This is a genomic window from Pseudomonas sp. dw_358 (assembly GCF_018449655.1).
GTDB lineage: Bacteria > Pseudomonadota > Gammaproteobacteria > Pseudomonadales > Pseudomonadaceae > Aquipseudomonas.
The window spans coordinates 273,602-291,875 of sequence record NZ_JAAVUX010000002.1 but is presented as its reverse complement, the minus strand read 5'-3'; the positions used below and the strand labels follow the sequence as shown (position 1 = coordinate 291,875).

Sequence of the window (18,274 nt, the reverse complement as noted above, 5' to 3'; positions counted from 1 at the left end):
ATGGTTCGATGTCGCTCGCAGAGCAGGTTGGATCGTCGGCGGGGTTGATGATCGGGGCGCTGTCAACAAGAACGCTAGCCGTGCTCGCCAACCGTCGACCACGTTGTTTATTTACACCCGGGGAAGTTCAACGATGACCAAACGCAGAATTCTGGGGGCGGGCGCCGCTCTGGTGTTGGCAATCAGCTCGACGATGGCCAGTGCCGAAACCAAGTCCATCAGCATCGGTTATGTCGATGGCTGGTCTGACAGTGTCGCGACGACGTTTGTCGCTTCGGAAATTATCAAGGAAAAACTCGGTTACGACGTAAAGTTGCAGGCGGTGGCCACTGGGATCATGTGGCAAGGCGTGGCGACCGGCAAGCTCGACGCCATGTTGTCGGCCTGGCTGCCCGTGACCCACGGCGAATACTGGGCCAAGAACAAGGACAAGGTGGTCGACTACGGCGCCAACTTCAAGGACGCCAAGATCGGCTTGATCGTGCCTGAGTACGTCAAGGCCAACTCCATTGAAGACCTGAAGACCGACGACACGTTCGGCAAGAAGATCGTCGGTATCGATGCCGGTTCAGGCGTGATGCTGAAAACCGACCAGGCCATCAAGGATTACGGTCTGGACTACAAACTTCAGGCCAGTTCGGGCGCCGCGATGATTGCTGAACTGACCCGTGCGGAAAAAGAGCACAAGTCCATTGCCGTCACCGGTTGGGTGCCGCACTGGATGTTTGCCAAATGGAAACTGAAGTTCCTCGACGATCCTAAAGGCGTGTACGGCGCCGCTGAAACCGTCGACAGCGTCGGCAGCCTGGAACTGGACAAGAAAGCCCCGGAAGTCGTGGCGTTCCTGAAGAAGTTCCAGTGGGCCTCCAAAGACGAGATCGGCGAAGTGATGCTGGCCATCCAGGACGGCGCCAAGCCTGAAGTGGCGGCCAAGGACTGGGTCACCAAACACCCGGACCGCGTCAAAGAGTGGACCGGCAAGTAAGCCGCTCTCTACATTTGCCCTCCAGGCAGGAACGCGCGCCGCCCGCGATGAAGATTACCCTGATTGACCGGGTGCCTCCCTCGCGGGCTTCGCACGCTCCTGCAACGGCCCGGATCTAAGACTAAGGTCGTCTGGAGCCTGTCCCGCAGCAGCTTAAAGTGGAATCGTTCCACCCCATCTGTGCTGCGAGGACAAAAACAATGAACGACAGCATTTACCTCTCGATTCAAAACAGCCCCCGTTTCAAGGAGCTGGTTGCCAAAAGAGAGCGTTTCGCCTGGATCTTGTCGGCGATCATGCTCGGGCTCTATGCCGCCTTTATCTTTCTGATCGCTTATGGTCCCCATGTACTGGGCACCAAACTCAGCCCTGAATCTTCGATCACCTGGGGTATTCCCATTGGTGTCGGCCTGATTGTTTCGGCCTTCGTGCTGACCGCTATCTATGTGCGCCGTGCCAACGGCGAGTTCGACGACCTCAACGCGCTGATTCTCAAGGAGGCCCAGCAATGATCCGGCCTCTTCTGAGTTCCTTGCTGCTGACCGCCCTGGCGCCTGCCGCCCTGGCTGCCGATGCCCTCACCGGCGCGGTGCAGAAACAGCCGCTCAACGTGTCTGCCATCGCCATGTTCGTGGTGTTCGTGGGCTTTACCCTGTGCATCACCTACTGGGCCTCCAAACGCAACAAGTCGGCGGCCGACTATTACGCCGCAGGCGGACGGATCACCGGTTTTCAGAACGGTCTGGCGATTGCCGGTGACTACATGTCGGCGGCCTCCTTTCTGGGCATCTCGGCCCTGGTATTCACGTCCGGCTATGACGGCTTGATCTACTCCATCGGCTTTCTGGTGGGCTGGCCGATCATTCTGTTCCTGATTGCCGAGCGCTTGCGCAACCTGGGCAAATACACCTTTGCCGACGTGGCCTCCTATCGCCTGAAACAGAAAGAAATTCGCACCCTTTCGGCCTGTGGTTCGTTGGTGGTGGTGGCGTTCTATCTGATCGCGCAGATGGTCGGCGCCGGCAAGTTGATCCAGTTGCTGTTTGGCCTGGACTACTACGTGGCGGTGATTCTGGTGGGCATTCTGATGTGCCTGTACGTGTTGTTCGGCGGCATGCTGGCCACCACGTGGGTGCAGATCATCAAGGCGGTGATGCTGTTGTCCGGCGCAACTTTCATGGCGATCATGGTCATGAAACACGTCAACTTTGACTTCAACATGCTGTTTTCCGAAGCCATCAAGGTTCACCCCAAAGGCGAGGCCATCATGAGCCCCGGCGGACTGGTGAAAGATCCGGTGTCTGCCTTCTCCCTGGGCCTGGCGCTGATGTTCGGTACCGCCGGCCTGCCGCATATCCTGATGCGCTTCTTCACCGTGGGCGATGCCAAGGAAGCCCGCAAGTCGGTGCTCTATGCCACCGGCTTCATCGGCTATTTCTACATCCTCACCTTTATCATCGGCTTCGGTGCGATTCTGCTGGTCAGCACCAACCCGGCCTTCAAGGACGCCGCTGGCGCCCTGCTGGGCGGCAATAACATGGCCGCGGTGCACCTGGCCAATGCGGTGGGCGGCAGCATCTTCCTGGGCTTCATCTCGGCGGTGGCCTTCGCCACCATCCTCGCTGTGGTCGCAGGCCTGACCCTGGCCGGTGCTTCGGCGGTGTCCCACGACCTGTACGCCAGCGTGATCAAGAAGGGCAAGGCCAACGAACGTGACGAGATTCGCGTGTCGAAGATCACCACCATCGCCCTTGGCGTGCTGGCCATCGGCCTGGGTATCCTGTTCGAGAACCAGAACATCGCCTTCATGGTGGGCCTCGCCTTCTCCATTGCCGCCAGTTGCAACTTCCCGGTGCTACTGCTCTCGATGTACTGGAAGAAGCTGACCACCCGCGGGGCGATGATCGGTGGCTGGATGGGGCTGGTCAGTGCGGTGGGCTTGATGGTGTTGGGGCCAACCATCTGGGTGAGCATTCTGCACCACGAGAAAGCCATCTTCCCCTATGAATACCCGGCGCTGTTTTCGATGATCATCGCGTTTGCCGGCATCTGGTTCTTCTCGATTACCGATAAGTCGACGGCGGCGGATAACGAGCGGGCGTTGTTCTTCCCGCAATTCGTGCGTTCGCAAACCGGGCTGGGGGCCAGTGGCGCGGTCGCTCATTGATATCCCGTCACCCCTAAAAAAAACGCCGACAATTGTCGGCGTTTTTTTTAGGGGTGCCGCTCGCGTCATATTTTTCCGAGCAAGACCAGAATCAGGAGAATGATCAGTACGGTGCCGATGATGCCCGAGGGCCCGTAGCCCCAGCTTCGAGAGTGCGGAAACACTGGCAGGCCGCCGACCAGCAGCAGAATAAGAACGACGATCAGTATGGTGCCCATGGCGTTTTCCTTGTTTTCACTTGGGTATTGTTGCCCAGCCAGCAAAGTTCTGACTGCTTGATAAATCCGACTCTGGCGCTTGTGGAAAAATTCCCGTCGTCAGCAAAGTTTGTTGAGGCGCCCATTCGATGAAGGACTGGGCATTCAGCGGCCTGATGAAAGGTTCTTGCGCCCCGTGCGCTGGATAGACTGGCCGCTGAACTTCACAAGGCCTTTCTCTATGCAAAATCGCATCATGATTACAGGTGCTGGCTCCGGGCTGGGCCGGGAAATGGCGCTGCGCTGGGCTCGGGAAGGCTGGCAGTTGGCGCTGTCGGACATTGACGACGCCGGGCTGGCCGAGACGTTGAACCAGGTGCATCGGGCCGGTGGCCAGGGTTTCGTGCAGCGCTGCGACGTACGCGACTACAGCCAGCTGATGGCATTGGCCCAGGCCTGCGAGGAGCGCCTGGGGGGCATTGACGTGGTGGTCAACAATGCCGGGGTGGCCTCTGGCGGTTTCTTCGAGGAGCTGTCGCTGGAAGACTGGGAGTGGCAGTTGTCGATCAACCTCATGGGCGTGGTCAAGGGCTGCAAGGCTTTTTTGCCGCTGTTGCGCCAGAACCGGGGGCGGCTCATTAATATTGCGTCCATGGCGGCGCTGATGCAGGGCCCGGCCATGAGCAACTACAACGTCGCCAAGGCAGGCGTGGTGGCCTTGTCCGAAAGCCTGCGGGTGGAGCTGGCTGACCAGGGGGTGACGGTGCACGTGGTGTGCCCTTCGTTCTTCCAGACCAACCTGCTGGATTCGTTTCGCGGCCCGACGCCGGCCATGAAAGCCCACGTAGGCAAGTGGCTGCAAAGCTCGCCCATCAGCGCCGCCGAGATTGCCGATTACATTCATGGGCAAGTGGCGGCCGGCACCTTTCTGATCCTGCCCCACGAGCAAGGGCGCGAGGCCTGGCAGCTCAAGCGACGCGATCCCGAAGCGCTGTATCAGGACCTCGGCCGGATGTCGGCGAAGATGCGCGCCAAGGCCGCTCAAAGCCCCCGTTGATCCGGTATCCTCAGGACTTTTCGGCCGAGGCGATCGCTGTGCTCAACTACCTGTGGTTCTTCCTGGCGGCGATCTTCGAGATCGCCGGATGCTACGCGTTCTATCTATGGCTGCGCCTGGGCAGGACTGCCTTGTGGGTGGTGCCGGCGCTGCTCAGTCTGAGCCTGTTCGGGGTGCTGTTGACGCGGGTCGAGGCGGCCTATGCCGGGCGTGCCTACGCCGCCTATGGCGGCATCTACATCCTGACCTCGGTAGCGTGGCTGGCACTGGTGGAGCGGGTGCGTCCGACGGGGTCGGACGGGTTGGGGGTGCTGTTCTGCGTAGTGGGGGCCAGCATCATTCTGTGGGGGCCAAGACTTCATAGCGCCTGAAAGGGTTTAATGGCGTTCAAGTCCGTTCAACTCGGTGCAAAACGGTACAAGCCAATTAGCTTTTGGCAGGATCATCTGTAGGAATAGTTACTGAAAGCTGTAGGCAATGGCTCTTTTCGCCTCGGTCTATTGTCCTGTCCCGGGTGTCCGCGCAGTCTGGGGTCTCAACCACTGGAGGCATGGACATGCTGGTACTGACACGCGACATCGGCGAGATGATCGCCATCGGGGACGATATCTGGATCAAGGTGCTGGAGGTTCGCGGCGGCAGCGTGCGCCTGGGCATACGGGCGCCGGCCGACGTCGAGGTGCACCGCAGCGAGGTATTCCAGCGCATTCAGGCGCAGCGCGAATTGCTCAATCAAAAAGCTCGGAAGGGATGTCGTGCTTGAGCATCAGCGTGCACTGCTGGCTCTCGGGGTCGAAGACGATGAAGGCCTGTGCCTTGGTCAGCGCCTGGCGCACCCGCAAGACGCGGGTTTCGAGGGGGGTGTCATCGCCGTTGTCGGTGCCGTCGCGGGTGACGAAGTCTTCGATCAGGCCGGTGAGAGTCTCGGGGTGGAGCTGGTCGTGAGGGATGAGCATGCGGGGCCTCGGTCGTGAGGGCGCAATAATAGCACTGTCGGGCGGGCTGTTTTGCGCCCGACGCATCCGTGGTTGCCGCCGAACCCTGTGGGCCAGGGGTTGCCCGGGATGCCGGCGCCACCGATCCTTCATATACCCCACCCTGTCCGGAATCGCTTCCCGCCGTTAAACTGACCTCCATTATTCCGGAGGCCCGCCATGTCATCCTTTTCCCACATGATCGAAAACATCACGCCCGAGATCTACGAGAGCCTCAAGCAGGCCGTGGAAATCGGTAAATGGTCGGACGGCCGCAAACTGACCATCGAGCAGAAAGAGCTGTCGTTGCAGGCGGTGATCGCCTGGGAGATACAGAACCTGCCCGAAGAGGAACGCACCGGCTACATGGGCCCGCAAGAGTGCTCGTCGAAGTCGGCACCGGTGGCCAACATCCTGTTCAAGTCGGATGCCATCCATTGACCGATCTTCTCCAGGCCTCGGCCCTGCTCGAGCTCGGCCGCGGCGCCGTCGACAAGATGTCCGCTACCCTGGCGGATGACACTGTGCAGTATCAGTTTCGCCTGGGGGAGTTGCGTATCCCGGTCAACCCGCTGATCGGCAAGACCCTGCGCCTGGAATACCTCGGCGCGATCCACTGTGTGAACTGCGGCCGCAAGACCAAGTCCAGCTACAGCCAGGGCTACTGCTACCCCTGCATGATCAAATTGCCCCAGTGCGACGTGTGCATCATGAGCCCGGAAAAATGTCATTACGACGCCGGCACCTGCCGAGACCCGGCCTGGGGCGAGCAGTTCTGCATGACCGATCACGTGGTGTACCTGGCCAACTCTTCGGGCATCAAGGTCGGCATCACCCGTGCCACCCAGTTGCCGACCCGCTGGCTGGACCAGGGTGCGAGTCAGGCGCTCCCGATCATGCGCGTGGCCACCCGCCAGCAGTCAGGCCTGATGGAAGACCTGTTTCGCTCGCAGGTCGCCGACCGCACCAATTGGCGTGCTTTACTCAAGGGGGACGCCGAGCCTGTGGACTTGGTGGCCGTGCGCGAGCAGCTGTTCGACAGCTGCGCCGCCGGCATCCATATGCTGCAGGAGCGCTTCGGGCTGCAGGCGATCCAGCCGTTGCACGACGTGGCCCCCATCGAAATCCGCTACCCGGTACAGGCCTACCCGGCCAAGATCGTCAGCTTCAACCTGGACAAGAACCCGATTGCCGAAGGCACCCTGCTGGGCATCAAGGGTCAATACCTGATATTCGACACCGGCGTGATCAACATTCGTAAGTACACGGCGTATCAACTCGCCGTGCATCAGTAGAGGGATTGGACTCATGCGCACCGAACAGCCGAAGATGATCTACCTCAAGCACTACAAGGCGCCCGAGTACCTCATCGACGAAACGCACCTGACCTTCGAACTGCACGATGACCATACCTTGGTTCACGCGCAGTTGGTCATGCGCCGCAACCCGGAGCTGGGGGCCGCGCTGCCGCCGCTGGTGCTGGACGGCCAGCAGCTGGAACTGCTCTCGGTGGCCCTGGGCGACCAGGACCTGGGCCCTGGCGACTACCAGCTCGATGACAACCACCTGACGGTGCAGCCGGTCAGTGCCAGCTTCACCCTCGACACCAGCGTGCGCATCCACCCGGAAACCAACACGGCGCTGGAGGGCCTGTACAAGTCCAGCGGCATGTTCTGCACCCAGTGCGAGGCCGAGGGCTTTCGCAAGATCACCTACTACCTCGACCGTCCTGACGTGATGAGCCGGTTCACCACCACCCTCAGCGCCGACAAGCTCGGCTACCCGATCCTGCTGTCCAACGGCAACCCCGTGGCCAGCGGTCCGGATGGCGATGATCGCCATTGGGCGACCTGGGAAGACCCGTTCATGAAACCGGCCTACCTGTTCGCGCTGGTGGCGGGTGACCTGTGGTGCGTGGAAGACACGTTCACCACGATGTCCGGCCGCGAGGTCACGCTGCGCATCTACGTCGAGCCGGAAAACATCGACAAGTGCCAGCACGCCATGATCAGCCTGCAGAAGTCCATGCGCTGGGACGAAGAGGTGTATGGCCGCGAGTACGACCTGGACATCTTCATGATCGTCGCCGTCAACGACTTCAACATGGGTGCCATGGAGAACAAGGGCCTCAATATCTTCAACTCCAGCGCCGTGCTGGCCCGCGCCGAAACAGCCACCGACGCCGCTCACCAGCGGGTCGAGGCCATTGTTGCCCATGAATACTTCCACAACTGGTCGGGCAACCGCGTCACCTGCCGCGACTGGTTTCAGCTGTCGCTCAAGGAAGGCTTCACGGTGTTCCGCGACTCGGGCTTCTCCGCTGACATGAACTCGGCCACGGTCAAGCGCATCCAGGACGTGGCCTTCCTGCGCACCCACCAGTTCGCCGAAGACGCCGGCCCCATGGCCCACGCCGTGCGCCCGGAAAGCTTCATCGAGATTTCCAACTTCTACACCCTGACCGTGTACGAGAAGGGCTCGGAAGTGGTGGGCATGATCCACACCCTGTTGGGCGCCGAGGGCTTTCGTAAAGGCAGCGACCTGTACTTCGAGCGCCACGACGGTCAGGCCGTGACCTGCGACGACTTCGTCAAGGCCATGGAGGACGCCAACGGCGTCGACCTGACCCAGTTCAAACGCTGGTACAGCCAGGCCGGCACTCCGCGTCTGGCGGTCAGCGAGGCCTATGACGCCGCCGCGCACACCTACAGCCTGACCTTCCGCCAGAGCTGCCCGGCGACCCCGGACAAGGTCGAAAAACTGCCGTTCGTGATCCCGGTGTCCCTGGGGTTGCTGGACAGCCAGGGCCACGGTCTGGCGCTGCGTCTGCAAGGCGAGAGCGGCGAAGCGAGCACCAGCCGAGTCATTTCGGTGACCGAGGCCGAGCAGACCTTTACCTTTGTCGACGTCCCGGAAAAACCGCTGCCTTCGCTGCTGCGTGGCTTCAGTGCGCCAGTCAAGCTGAGCTTTCCCTACGACCGCGACCAGTTGATGTACCTGATGCAGCACGACAGCGATGGGTTCAACCGCTGGGATGCCACCCAGCAACTGGCGGTGCAGGTGTTGCAGGACCTGATCACCCAGCACCAGGCCGGAACCGAACTGGTGATGGATCAGCGTCTGGTCAAGGCCTTGGGCACCGTGCTGGGCAACCCCGAACTGGACCCGGCCATGGTCACCGAGATGCTGTCGCTGCCCAGCGAGGCCTACCTCACCGAAATCAGCGAAGTGGCTGATGTGGATGCCATACACGCCGCCCGCGAGTTTGCCCGCAAACAGCTGGCCACCAGCCTGTTCGACACGCTCTGGCAGCGCTATCAGGCCAACCGTGCAGTGTCGAAGACCACCGAGTACGTCGCCGAAGCCGAGCATTTCGCCCGCCGTGCGCTACAGAACATCGCCTTGTCGTACCTGATGCTCAGCGGGCGCCCGGAAGTGTTGGCCGCCGCTCAGGAGCAGTTCGACCACGCCGACAACATGACGGAACGCCTGAGCGCGCTGGCGGTGCTGGTCAACTCGCCGTTTGAAGCTGAACGTAACGCGGCGCTGGCCAGTTTCGCCGAGCAGTTCAAGGACAACCCGCTGGTCATGGACCAGTGGTTCAGCGTGCAGGCGGCCAGCCCTTTGCCGGGCGGTCTGGCACGGGTGCAAGCGCTGATGAAACACCCGGCGTTCACCTTGAAGAACCCTAACAAGGTTCGTGCCTTGATTGGCAGCTTTGCCGGCCAGAACCTGATCAACTTCCACGCGGCCGACGGCTCGGGCTATCGCTTCATCGCCGATCTGGTGATCCAGCTCAACGCCACCAACCCGCAGATTGCCTCGCGGCAGTTGGCACCACTGACCCGCTGGCGCAAGTACGACAGCGCCCGGCAGGCGTTGCTCAAGGCGGAACTGGAGCGGATTCGTGGCTCGGGTGAGTTGTCCAGTGATGTATATGAGGTCGTAAGCAAGAGCCTGGCCTGATTGGGGTGGAGAGGGCGGCCACAACACGGTCAGCCCTTTGTCTCCAACATGACTAAGGTGTTACCTGTAATTATAGGTAACACCTTTTTTGTTACTGGGTCTTTAGTTTGAAATCATCTTGCAACAGATGCTCGCTTGTCGCCACGGTAACTAATAAGGTAGGCCTCTCCGCGAACGGCTCAGAACGTGTTAGATTGTTTGACAAGTTACAAATATTTGTACGCGAATAAAGCCCTTTCGCACAAAACGCCATTCGCTGGCACCTCCTTTGCAAACTCACTCCCCACTCATCTAATAACCAGAGTCAGGGAGATCGAAACCATGCCTATCCACCCGGCCAGAAAACTGGCAGGTCTATTGCCGTTGCTGGCCTGCGCGCCTGCGGGCGCTTTGGAGTTCAGCCTGCTGGAGGACGAGCTGCGTGGCTCGCTGGACACCACGGTCTCCTACGGCCAATTGTGGCGAGTCCAGGGGCGCGACAAAACCAACGATGACATTAATGTGAATGATGGTAATCGTAACTTTAGTCCTGGAATTGTCTCGGAAGTTTATAAAATAACCAGTGATCTGGAAATGTCCTACAACAACTATGGGATATTTCTCCGAGGTTCCGGTTTCTACGATTCACGGATCATGGACAAGCGTACCCACTACGCTGACAACAACTCGCCTGTGCAACCCGGCCAGAACTTTCCCGATGATCGTCAATTTACGGCCGACACTCGCAGCAGTGCGGGCCATCATGCGGAAATTCTGGATGCCTACGCTCATGGCAACTGGGATCTGGGCGGTTTTCCGGTCGGGGCGCGGTTCGGGCGGCAGGTGTTCAACTGGGGGGAGGGGATGTTCTATCGCGGTGGGGTCAACACCACCAACCCCATCAACGTGACGCAATTTCGCCTGCCCGGCGCCGAGCTCAAGGAAGTGCTGATGCCGGTGGAGGCGCTCAACCTCAACCTTGGGCTCAGCGACACCCTGTCTCTGGAAGCCTTCTATCAATTCAACTGGAAGGAATCGAAGATCGACCCGGTGGGCACCTTCTTTTCAGAGACGGACCTGTTTGCCGAAGGCGGTAACACTGCTTATGCCTGGCTGCCGGAGCTCAGCCCGCTCAACGGGCTATACCAAGGCCTGAGCGCGCGAGGAGTGGGCGGCCTGCAGGGCGGGAGCGGCGTCGGGACGGGCGGCAACCTGAAAGCGGCCAGCATCGGGCCCGACATCAACGCCCGTGACGACGGCCAGTTCGGTATGGCGTTTCGGTACGTGGCCGAGCAGTTGAACGGCACCGAGTTTGGTTTTTATTTCGTCAATTACCACGCCAAGGAACCGACTGTTCACGCCGACCTGGGAGCCTATCAGGGCCTGGATCTGGCGCAGGTGACGGCGGCGACCACGCCCATCGTCCAGCAGCAGGTGGCGGCCCAGGCCGGCCTGACCCTGTTGCAGTTGCAGGCTGCTTTGGCCGCCAACCCCAATGGCCCGCTCGCGCAGGCGGTGCGCAGTGGCGTCAGCCAGGCAGTGGGCGGCATGGCCATCATGGACGTGGCCAATCAGGTGCGTGGACGCCGAGAGTTTGTCGAAGACATCCGCATGTTCGGCACCAGCTTCAATACGCGCCTGGGCAAGGCCTCGGTATTCGGTGAACTCACCTACCGCCCGAACATGCCCATCGGCGTGGCCTCCACCAGTGACATGCTCAGCGACCTGTTGATCCAGGCGCCAACGCTGGCTGGGGGCGGGACCGTCAATATCGGAGGCCAGCAGGCGCGCCTGGGCGACGAAATCAGCAACGCCGACCGGGTACGCCTGTTCAACCTGTCGTTGGGCACTTTGTACGACTTTGGCCCGCGCCTGGGTTTCGACGGCCTGACGGCGGTGGCCGAGGTGGCCAGCGAGCACGTGCGCGGCAGTCGTCTGTTTTACATCGCCCATGACGGCTCGCGTCGGTATTACGCCAGCCGTTCCAACAGCGGCTATTTCGACGGCTTTGGTGATGACGCGCAGATCAGCCGCAATGCCTACGGCGGCACCGTGATGCTCATCGGCACCTGGAATAACCTGCTGGGCGGGGCCAACGTGTCGCCCTTTGCCGTCTACAAGGACGACTTCAAGGGCAACTCCCACCAGACCGGCAACTTCATCGAAGGGCGCAAGGCCGTGTCGCTGGGCGTGCGCGCCAGTTACCAGCAGTGCCTGGAAGCCGAGCTGCAATACAGCCGATTTTACGGTGCCGGACAGCGTAACGCCGTACGCGACCGCGACAACGTCGGCCTCAACGTCAAGTATTCGTTCTAGGAGCACCCCATGACCCAAGCCACCTTTTCCACAAAGCATGCGGCCACTGTCGCGCTGGCCTTTGCGTTGGGTGTGTTCGCCAGCGATCTTCACGCCATCACCGACGAGGCATTCGAACAACTGGGCACCCGCTTGACGCCCTTGGGAGGCGAGACGCAAGGCAATGCCGCCGGCACCATCCCGCCCTGGCAGGGCGGCCTGACCATGGCTCCGGCCGGCTACGGCGGGCCGGGCAGTCATCATGTCGACCCCTTTGCCAGTGACGAGCCACTGTTTACCATCAAGGCCAGCAACCTGGAGCAATATCGCGAGCAGCTCAGCCCTGGCCAGTTGGCCTTGTTTGCTGCCTACCCCGAGACCTTCAGCATGCCGGTCTACGTGACCCGGCGCACGGCAGCCGCGCCAGAGTCGGTGTATCAGCACACCCGTATCAACGCTCAGAGCGCACAGCTGCAAGAAGATGGCAACGGCTTTGTCGGCGCCTACGGCGGTATCCCGTTTCCGCTGCCCAAAAGCGGCGTCGAGGCGGTGTGGAACCACATTGCCCGCTACCGCGGCATCTATGGCGTGCAGCGCACGGTCGAAGCGGCCGTGCATCGCAATGGCAGTTTTGTGCCGATCGTCTCGCAACAGGAAGTGCTGTTTCGTTATTACGATCCGCGTGTCAGCGCGGCCACGCTGGGTAACATGCTGTTCTACTACCTGTCCCAGACCCGCAGCCCGGCGCGTCTGGCGGGAGGTGCGGTGTTGATCCACGAAACCCTTGACCAGCTGCGCGACCCCCGCCAGGCATGGGCCTACAGCGCCGGCCAGCGCCGTGTGCGCCGGGCGCCGAGCCTGGCCTACGACACGCCGATGGCCGCTGCCGACGGGCTGCGTACCGCAGATGACAGCGACATGTACAACGGCTCCCCGGACCGCTACGAGTGGCAGCTGCTGGGCAAGCAGGAGCTCTACATTCCCTACAACAATTACCGGGTCGGCAGCCCGCAGGTCAGCTATGCGCAGTTGCTCAAGCCCGGCCACCTGAACCCGCAATACACCCGCTATGAACTGCACCGGGTCTGGGTGGTGGAAGGCACGCTGAAGAAGGGCATGCGGCATGTCTACTCCAAACGGCGTCTGTATCTGGACGAGGACAGCTGGCAAGCCGCCGTGGTCGATCAGTACGACGGCCGTGGTGAGTTGTGGCGGGTGTCGATGGCCTACCTGAAGAATTACTACGAGCTGCCGACTATCTGGTCGGCCCTGGACGTTTATCACGACCTTCAGGCCCGTCGCTACCACGTGCAGAACCTGGATAACGAGGAAGCGGGCAGCCGGGACTTCAGCCAGCCATTGCCGGAATTAGGGGTGTTCACCCCAGCGGCCTTGCGCCGTCAGGGTACACGCTAGGGCCGGTGCGGTTCATGCAGGCTCAAAAACAACAACTACAGGGGTAAACGCTTGATGAAGGACCTGTTCACCTGCCTGCGGGCTGGCGCTCTGGGGCTATGGGTCGCTTGCGCGCCGGTGGCTGGCGCCGACGACGCCATTGTGTCGGCCAAGGCGGTGCATTCGCTGTTGCTGGGCGTGGCGCATGCCGGGCCACGGCTGGTGGTGGTCGGTGACCGTGGCCACATCCTCTACTCGGACGACCAGGGCCGCACATGGACCCAGGCCCGGGTGCCGACCCGGCAGATGCTCACCGCCGTGTTCTTCGTCGATGCGCAGTACGGTTGGGCGGTGGGCCACGATGCGCAGATTCTCGCCAGTGAGGACGGCGGGGTGACCTGGACCCGACAATACGAGGACCTCAAGCGCCAGGCACCCTTGCTCGACCTCTGGTTCAAGGACAGGCAGCAGGGCTTTGCAGTGGGGGCCTACGGTGCCCTCTTGAGCACCGACGACGGTGGCCAGCACTGGGAGGATATCGGCGAGCGGCTGGACAACAGCGAGCAACTGCACCTCAACGCGATCACGGCGGTCAAGGACGCCGGCCTGTTCATTGTCGGCGAGCAGGGCAGCATGTTCCGCTCCGCCAACGGCGGTCAGACGTGGGAGACGATGCACAGCCCCTATGCCGGATCGCTGTTCGGCGTGATCGCCACCGCCCGTCCCGAGACGCTGTTGGCCTATGGCCTGCGTGGCAATCTGCTGCGCTCGACGGATTTCGGTGCAACCTGGCAACGCATCCCGCTGGCAGGCAACCACGGGGCCCTGGAATTTGGCCTGGCAGGCGCCAGCCTGCTGGCCGACGGCTCTCTGGTGGTGGTCGGCAACGGTGGCACGGTGCTGCGCAGTCATGACGACGGCCAGACCTTCAGTCTCTACAGCCGTCCTGACCGCCAGGCCTTGGCGGCGGTGACCGGCGCCGACCTCGGGCATCTGGTGCTGGCCGGGCAGAGCGGCGTCGAGCGCACAGCGGACAATGGCGCAGGGCCCGCTGCCACGGTGGCGCAGCCATGACCGGTCATGAAACCCTGCCCCGTGCACGGCTGGATCAGGCGACCGGGTTGGAGCGCTTGATCTTCGATCACCGGCCCTGGGTCATCGGCCTGTGCCTGTTGGTCAGTCTGTGCTTGTTCTGGCAGGCCACGTTGATTCGCCCGTCCACCAGTTTCGAAAAAATGATCCCGTTGCAGCACCCCTTCATCGAAAAGATGCTGGAGCACCGCAACGACCTGGCCAATCTGGGCAATACCGTGCGTCTCTCGGTGCAGGCCACGGACGGCGACATCTTCAGCCGTCGCTACATGGAAACCTTGCGCCAGATCAGCGACGAAGTGTTCTACCTGCCCGGCGTCGACCGTTCGGCCCTGAAGTCGTTGTGGAGCCCCAGCGTGCGCTGGACCGAGGTGACCGAAGAGGGCTTTGCCGGCGGTGAGGTGATCCCGCAAAGCTATGACGGCTCGGACGCCAGCCTGGAATTGCTGCGCAACAATGTGCTCAAGTCCGGCCAGGTAGGGCGGCTGGTGGCCAACGATTTCAAATCCAGCATCATCGATATTCCGCTGCTGGAACATTACCCCGACCCGCAGGATCAGGGACGACTGCTCACCCTCGACTATCGACAGTTTTCCCACCTGCTCGAAGACAAGATCCGCGAGCCTTTCCAGGCGCGCAACCCGGATGTGCAGATCCACATCGTCGGTTTTGCGAAGAAAGTCGGCGATCTGATCGACGGCCTCCAGAGGGTGGCGATGTTCTTTGCCGTGGGGGTGATCATCACCCTGGTACTACTGCTGCTGTTCACCCGTTGCCTGCGCAGCACCCTGGCAGTGCTTGGCACCACTCTGGTGGCGGTCATCTGGCAGTTGGGGCTGATGCACGCCGTGGGGTTTGGCCTGGACCCCTATTCGATGCTGGTGCCGTTTCTGATCTTCGCCATCGGTATTTCCCATGGCGTACAGAAAATCAACGGCATTGCTTTGCAGTCCAGCGACGCTGACTCGGCGCTCACCGCCGCACGCCGCACTTTCCGGCAATTGTTCGTGCCGGGCGTGATCGCTATTCTGGCCGACGCAGTGGGTTTCATGACCCTGTGGATCATCGACATCGGTGTGATCCGCGAGTTGGCCATTGCAGCGTCCATGGGCGTGGCGGTGATCATTTTCACCAACCTGATCCTGCTGCCGGTGGCGATTTCCTATGTAGGCATCAGCCGTCGTGCGGTCGAGCGCAGCCAGCAGGACGCGGTCGGCGAGCAGCCGTTCTGGCGCCTCTTGGCGAAGGTCGCCAGCCCGCGAGTGGCGCGGGTCTCGGTGGTGCTGGCAATGATCGTGCTGGCGGGCGGCCTGTGGTATGGCCAGAACCTGGAGATCGGCGACCTCGACCAGGGCGCACCGGAGCTGCGGGCGGATTCGCGCTACAACCGCGATAACCAGTTCATCATCGACCACTACGCCACCCGCTCTGACGTGCTGGTGGTCATGGTCAAGACTCCCCCGGAAGGATGCTCGGCGTACAGCACGCTGGCGCCCATGGATGCGTTGATGTGGACCCTGGAAAACACGCGGGGCGTGCAGTCGACGATCTCGCTGGTCAGTGTCTCGAAACAAATGATCAAGGGTATGAACGAGGGCAACCTCAAGTGGCAGACCTTGTCGCGCAACCCGCAGGTACTCGACAGCTCTATCGCCCGGGCGGATGGCCTGTACAACGGTGATTGCTCGCTGGCTCCGCTGCTGGTATTCCTCAACGACCACAAGGCCGAAACCCTCGACCGCGTGGTGGCAACGGTGCAGACCTTCGCTGCCGCCAACCACCGCGATGGCCTCGAATTTCAACTGGCGGCGGGCAATGCCGGGATCGAGGCGGCCACCAACGAGGTGATCAGGCACGCCGAGCTGAGCATCCTGCTACTGGTCTACCTGTGCGTGGCGGTGATGTGCTGGGTCACGTTTCGCTCGCTGGCCGCGACGCTGTGCATTGTCTTGCCGCTGGTGCTCACGTCGGTGCTGGGGAATGCGCTGATGGCGTTTCTCGGGATCGGCGTCAAGGTTGCCACCCTGCCGGTGGTGGCCCTGGGGGTGGGCATCGGGGTGGATTACGGCATTTATATCTACAGCCGCCTGGCCCACTTTCTGCGCGCCGGTCTGCCGTTGCAGGAGGCGTATTACCAGACCTTGCGCTCCACTGGCAAAGCGGTGCTGTTCACCGGGCTGTGCCTGGCGATCGGCGTGTGCACCTGGATCTTCTCGGCGATCAAGTTTCAGGCGGACATGGGCTTGATGCTGACCTTCATGTTCCTGTGGAACATGGTCGGGGCGCTGTGGTTGCTGCCGGCGCTGGTGCGCTTTCTGGTCAGGCGGCCGCAGGAGAGCGCGACGTGGCGGGTGAAGGGGGGCGTGTGACGTAGCAGCGCGGGTGCCCGACTTCGGTCGAGCACCCGGTCAGGTCAATGCTGGGTCTGGCGACGTTGCTGCGCCACTTTTTCCACGTATTCCATGCTGCCGCGCTCGGCTTCCGCGCGGCTGGAAAACGGACCCTCAAGGGTATTCTCGCGGGTGCTGAAATAGTAGGCGCCGTTGATCAGGCTGAACCGGTTGGCCCGGAAATAGGTCGACGGGACAGGATCTTGCTCGCGCTTGCCATACATAGTCGGGTCTCCTCGATGAATGCCCCCGCAAACAAGGCGTTGGGGGTTGTTCAAGTTTTGGCGGTCAAAGTTTAGTCCTTGCCGATGACCGATTAGTTTCAATCAGACCAACGGCAAAAAGCTATCATTTAATCGAAAGCCCTGCACGCACGGGGCTTTCAGCCCTGTTTGCCCGATTCCAGCATGTTTTCGGGGCGCACCCACTCGTCGAATTGTGCATCGGTCAGGTACCCCAGCTGCAGCGCCGATTCACGCAAGGTCAGCCCTTCGCTGTAAGCCTTCTTGGCAATTTCGGCGGACTTGTCGTATCCGATGTGCGGGTTGAGTGCGGTGACCAGCATCAAGCCCCGCTCCAGGTGCGCGGCCATCTGCTCGGCGTCCGGCTCCAGACCGGCGATGCAGTGCTGCTGGAAGTTGCTGCAGCCATCGGCCAAAAGGCGAATCGATTGCAGCAGGTTGTGAATGATCACCGGTTTGTAGACATTGAGCTGCAGGTGACCTTGGCTGGCGGCGAAACCGATGGTCACGTCGTTGCCCAGAACCTGGCAAGCCAACATCGACAGGGCTTCGCACTGGGTCGGGTTGACCTTGCCGGGCATGATCGAACTGCCCGGTTCGTTCGCCGGCAGCTTCACTTCGGCCAGCCCCGCCCGTGGGCCGGAACCCAACAGGCGCAGGTCGTTAGCGATTTTCATCAGGGCCACGGCGAGGGTCTTGAGGGCACCGGACAGCGCCGTCAGCGGCTCGTGACCGGCCAGTGCGGCAAACTTGTTGGGCGCGGTGACGAAGGGCAGGCCGGAAAGCGCCGCCAGTTCCGCCGCGATGGCTTCGGAAAAACCGTGGGGCGCATTGAGCCCGGTGCCCACCGCCGTGCCACCCTGGGCCAGTTCGCAGACGGCGGGGAGGGCGGCGCGGATGGCCCGTTGGGCGTAGTCCAGCTGAGCAACGTAGGCCGACAGCTCCTGGCCGAAGGTGATGGGGGTCGCGTCCATCATATGGGTGCGGCCGGTCTTGACCAGGTGCTGATGGCGCGCGGATTGCTCGGCCAGGCCTGCCGATAGCTCGGCGATCGCCGGCAGCAACTGATGAGTCACGGCCTGAACGGCGGCAATGTGCATGGCAGTGGGGAAGCAGTCGTTGGAGCTTTGCGAGCGGTTGACGTGGTCGTTTGGGTGTACGGGCGACTTGCCGCCACGGCCCTTTCCGGCCAGCTCGTTGGCGCGTCCGGCAATGACTTCGTTGGCGTTCATGTTGCTTTGCGTGCCACTGCCGGTCTGCCAGACCACCAGCGGAAACTGGTCGTCGTGGGTGCCGGCGAGGACTTCGTCGGCCGCCTGCTCGATCAACCGGGCGATGTCGGCGGGGAGGTCGCCATTGCGGTCATTGACCCGCGCGGCGGCTTTCTTGATCAGGGCCAAACCGTGCAACACCGCCAACGGCATGCGCTGGTCACCAATGGCGAAGTTGACCAGCGAGCGTTGTGTCTGGGCGCCCCAATACGCGTCTTCAGGTACGTCAACGGGGCCCAGGCTGTCTGTTTCGATCCGGCTCAT

Annotated in this window: 17 protein-coding genes; 13 read left to right on the top strand and 4 right to left on the bottom strand. The window is 61.7% G+C overall.

Annotated elements, in window-relative coordinates; all coding sequences use genetic code 11:
• The first annotated feature begins 133 nt into the window (after window positions 1-133).
• The 3 genes from HB675_RS04925 (at window position 134) to HB675_RS04915 (ending at window position 3,152) form a co-directional block, all read left to right on the top strand.
• Entirely contained in the window at window positions 134-985 is an 852-nt protein-coding gene (locus tag HB675_RS04925) for a glycine betaine ABC transporter substrate-binding protein (RefSeq protein ID WP_213876232.1), read from the top strand.
• Window positions 986-1,185: 200 nt separating this feature from the next.
• The gene (locus HB675_RS04920; protein ID WP_213876230.1) at window positions 1,186-1,497 is read left to right on the top strand and encodes a DUF485 domain-containing protein; all 312 of its coding nucleotides are present in this window, start codon (window positions 1,186-1,188) and stop codon (window positions 1,495-1,497) included.
• A complete protein-coding gene (locus HB675_RS04915; protein WP_213876229.1) occupies window positions 1,494-3,152 on the top strand; it encodes a cation acetate symporter in 1,659 nt (552 codons plus the stop codon). The genes HB675_RS04920 and HB675_RS04915 overlap by 4 nt, the downstream gene beginning before the upstream one ends.
• Window positions 3,153-3,217: 65 nt before the next feature.
• On the opposite strand, the gene HB675_RS04910 is transcribed toward HB675_RS04915, so the two are convergent.
• On the bottom strand, window positions 3,218-3,370 hold the full coding sequence (locus HB675_RS04910) for a DUF3309 family protein (RefSeq protein ID WP_213876227.1): 153 nt from the start codon (window positions 3,368-3,370) through the stop codon (window positions 3,218-3,220).
• A 220-nt stretch (window positions 3,371-3,590) separates the two neighbouring features.
• On the opposite strand from HB675_RS04910, the gene HB675_RS04905 reads away from it, so the two are divergent.
• The 3 genes from HB675_RS04905 (at window position 3,591) to csrA (ending at window position 5,169) form a co-directional block, all read left to right on the top strand.
• Window positions 3,591-4,406 carry an SDR family oxidoreductase gene (locus HB675_RS04905; protein WP_213876225.1) on the top strand — a complete coding sequence of 272 codons (816 nt, stop codon included), beginning with the start codon at window positions 3,591-3,593 and terminating at the stop codon, window positions 4,404-4,406.
• A 38-nt stretch (window positions 4,407-4,444) separates the two neighbouring features.
• Entirely contained in the window at window positions 4,445-4,777 is a 333-nt protein-coding gene (locus HB675_RS04900; RefSeq protein ID WP_213876223.1) for a YnfA family protein, read from the top strand.
• Window positions 4,778-4,962: 185 nt separating this feature from the next.
• A complete protein-coding gene (csrA, locus tag HB675_RS04895; protein ID WP_213876221.1) occupies window positions 4,963-5,169 on the top strand; it encodes a carbon storage regulator CsrA in 207 nt (68 codons plus the stop codon).
• Here csrA and HB675_RS04890 read toward each other — a convergent pair.
• Window positions 5,135-5,362 (bottom strand): YheU family protein, encoded by a 228-nt coding sequence (locus HB675_RS04890; RefSeq protein WP_213876219.1) that lies wholly within the window; start codon window positions 5,360-5,362, stop codon window positions 5,135-5,137. The two genes, csrA and HB675_RS04890, sit on opposite strands and share 35 nt — an antisense overlap.
• Before the next feature lie 198 nt (window positions 5,363-5,560).
• On the opposite strand from HB675_RS04890, the gene HB675_RS04885 reads away from it, so the two are divergent.
• The 7 genes from HB675_RS04885 to HB675_RS04855 all read left to right on the top strand — a co-directional run bounded on the left by HB675_RS04885 (window position 5,561) and on the right by HB675_RS04855 (window position 16,476).
• Window positions 5,561-5,821, top strand: a complete 261-nt coding sequence (locus tag HB675_RS04885; protein ID WP_213876217.1) for a DUF1315 family protein — start codon at window positions 5,561-5,563, stop codon at window positions 5,819-5,821.
• Between the two features lie 23 nt (window positions 5,822-5,844).
• Window positions 5,845-6,675 (top strand): DUF2797 domain-containing protein, encoded by an 831-nt coding sequence (locus HB675_RS04880; protein ID WP_213876572.1) that lies wholly within the window; start codon window positions 5,845-5,847, stop codon window positions 6,673-6,675.
• Between the two features lie 13 nt (window positions 6,676-6,688).
• A complete protein-coding gene (gene pepN, locus HB675_RS04875; RefSeq protein WP_213876215.1) occupies window positions 6,689-9,346 on the top strand; it encodes an aminopeptidase N in 2,658 nt (885 codons plus the stop codon).
• Window positions 9,347-9,667: 321 nt separating this feature from the next.
• On the top strand, window positions 9,668-11,641 hold the full coding sequence (locus HB675_RS04870; protein WP_213876213.1) for a DUF1302 domain-containing protein: 1,974 nt from the start codon (window positions 9,668-9,670) through the stop codon (window positions 11,639-11,641).
• Between the two features lie 9 nt (window positions 11,642-11,650).
• The gene (locus HB675_RS04865; RefSeq protein ID WP_213876211.1) at window positions 11,651-13,036 is read left to right on the top strand and encodes a DUF1329 domain-containing protein; all 1,386 of its coding nucleotides are present in this window, start codon (window positions 11,651-11,653) and stop codon (window positions 13,034-13,036) included.
• Window positions 13,037-13,090: 54 nt separating this feature from the next.
• Entirely contained in the window at window positions 13,091-14,089 is a 999-nt protein-coding gene (locus HB675_RS04860) for a YCF48-related protein (RefSeq protein ID WP_213876209.1), read from the top strand.
• Window positions 14,086-16,476, top strand: coding sequence for an MMPL family transporter (locus HB675_RS04855; RefSeq protein WP_213876207.1), 2,391 nt, complete (start codon window positions 14,086-14,088; stop codon window positions 16,474-16,476). The genes HB675_RS04860 and HB675_RS04855 overlap by 4 nt, the downstream gene beginning before the upstream one ends.
• A gap of 44 nt (window positions 16,477-16,520) precedes the next feature.
• Here HB675_RS04855 and HB675_RS04850 read toward each other — a convergent pair whose 3' ends face one another.
• Together HB675_RS04850 and HB675_RS04845 are read right to left on the bottom strand one after the other, a co-directional pair.
• Window positions 16,521-16,721 (bottom strand): DUF6316 family protein, encoded by a 201-nt coding sequence (locus HB675_RS04850; protein ID WP_213876205.1) that lies wholly within the window; start codon window positions 16,719-16,721, stop codon window positions 16,521-16,523.
• Between the two features lie 158 nt (window positions 16,722-16,879).
• The gene (locus HB675_RS04845; RefSeq protein WP_213876203.1) at window positions 16,880-18,274 is read right to left on the bottom strand and encodes a class II fumarate hydratase; all 1,395 of its coding nucleotides are present in this window, start codon (window positions 18,272-18,274) and stop codon (window positions 16,880-16,882) included.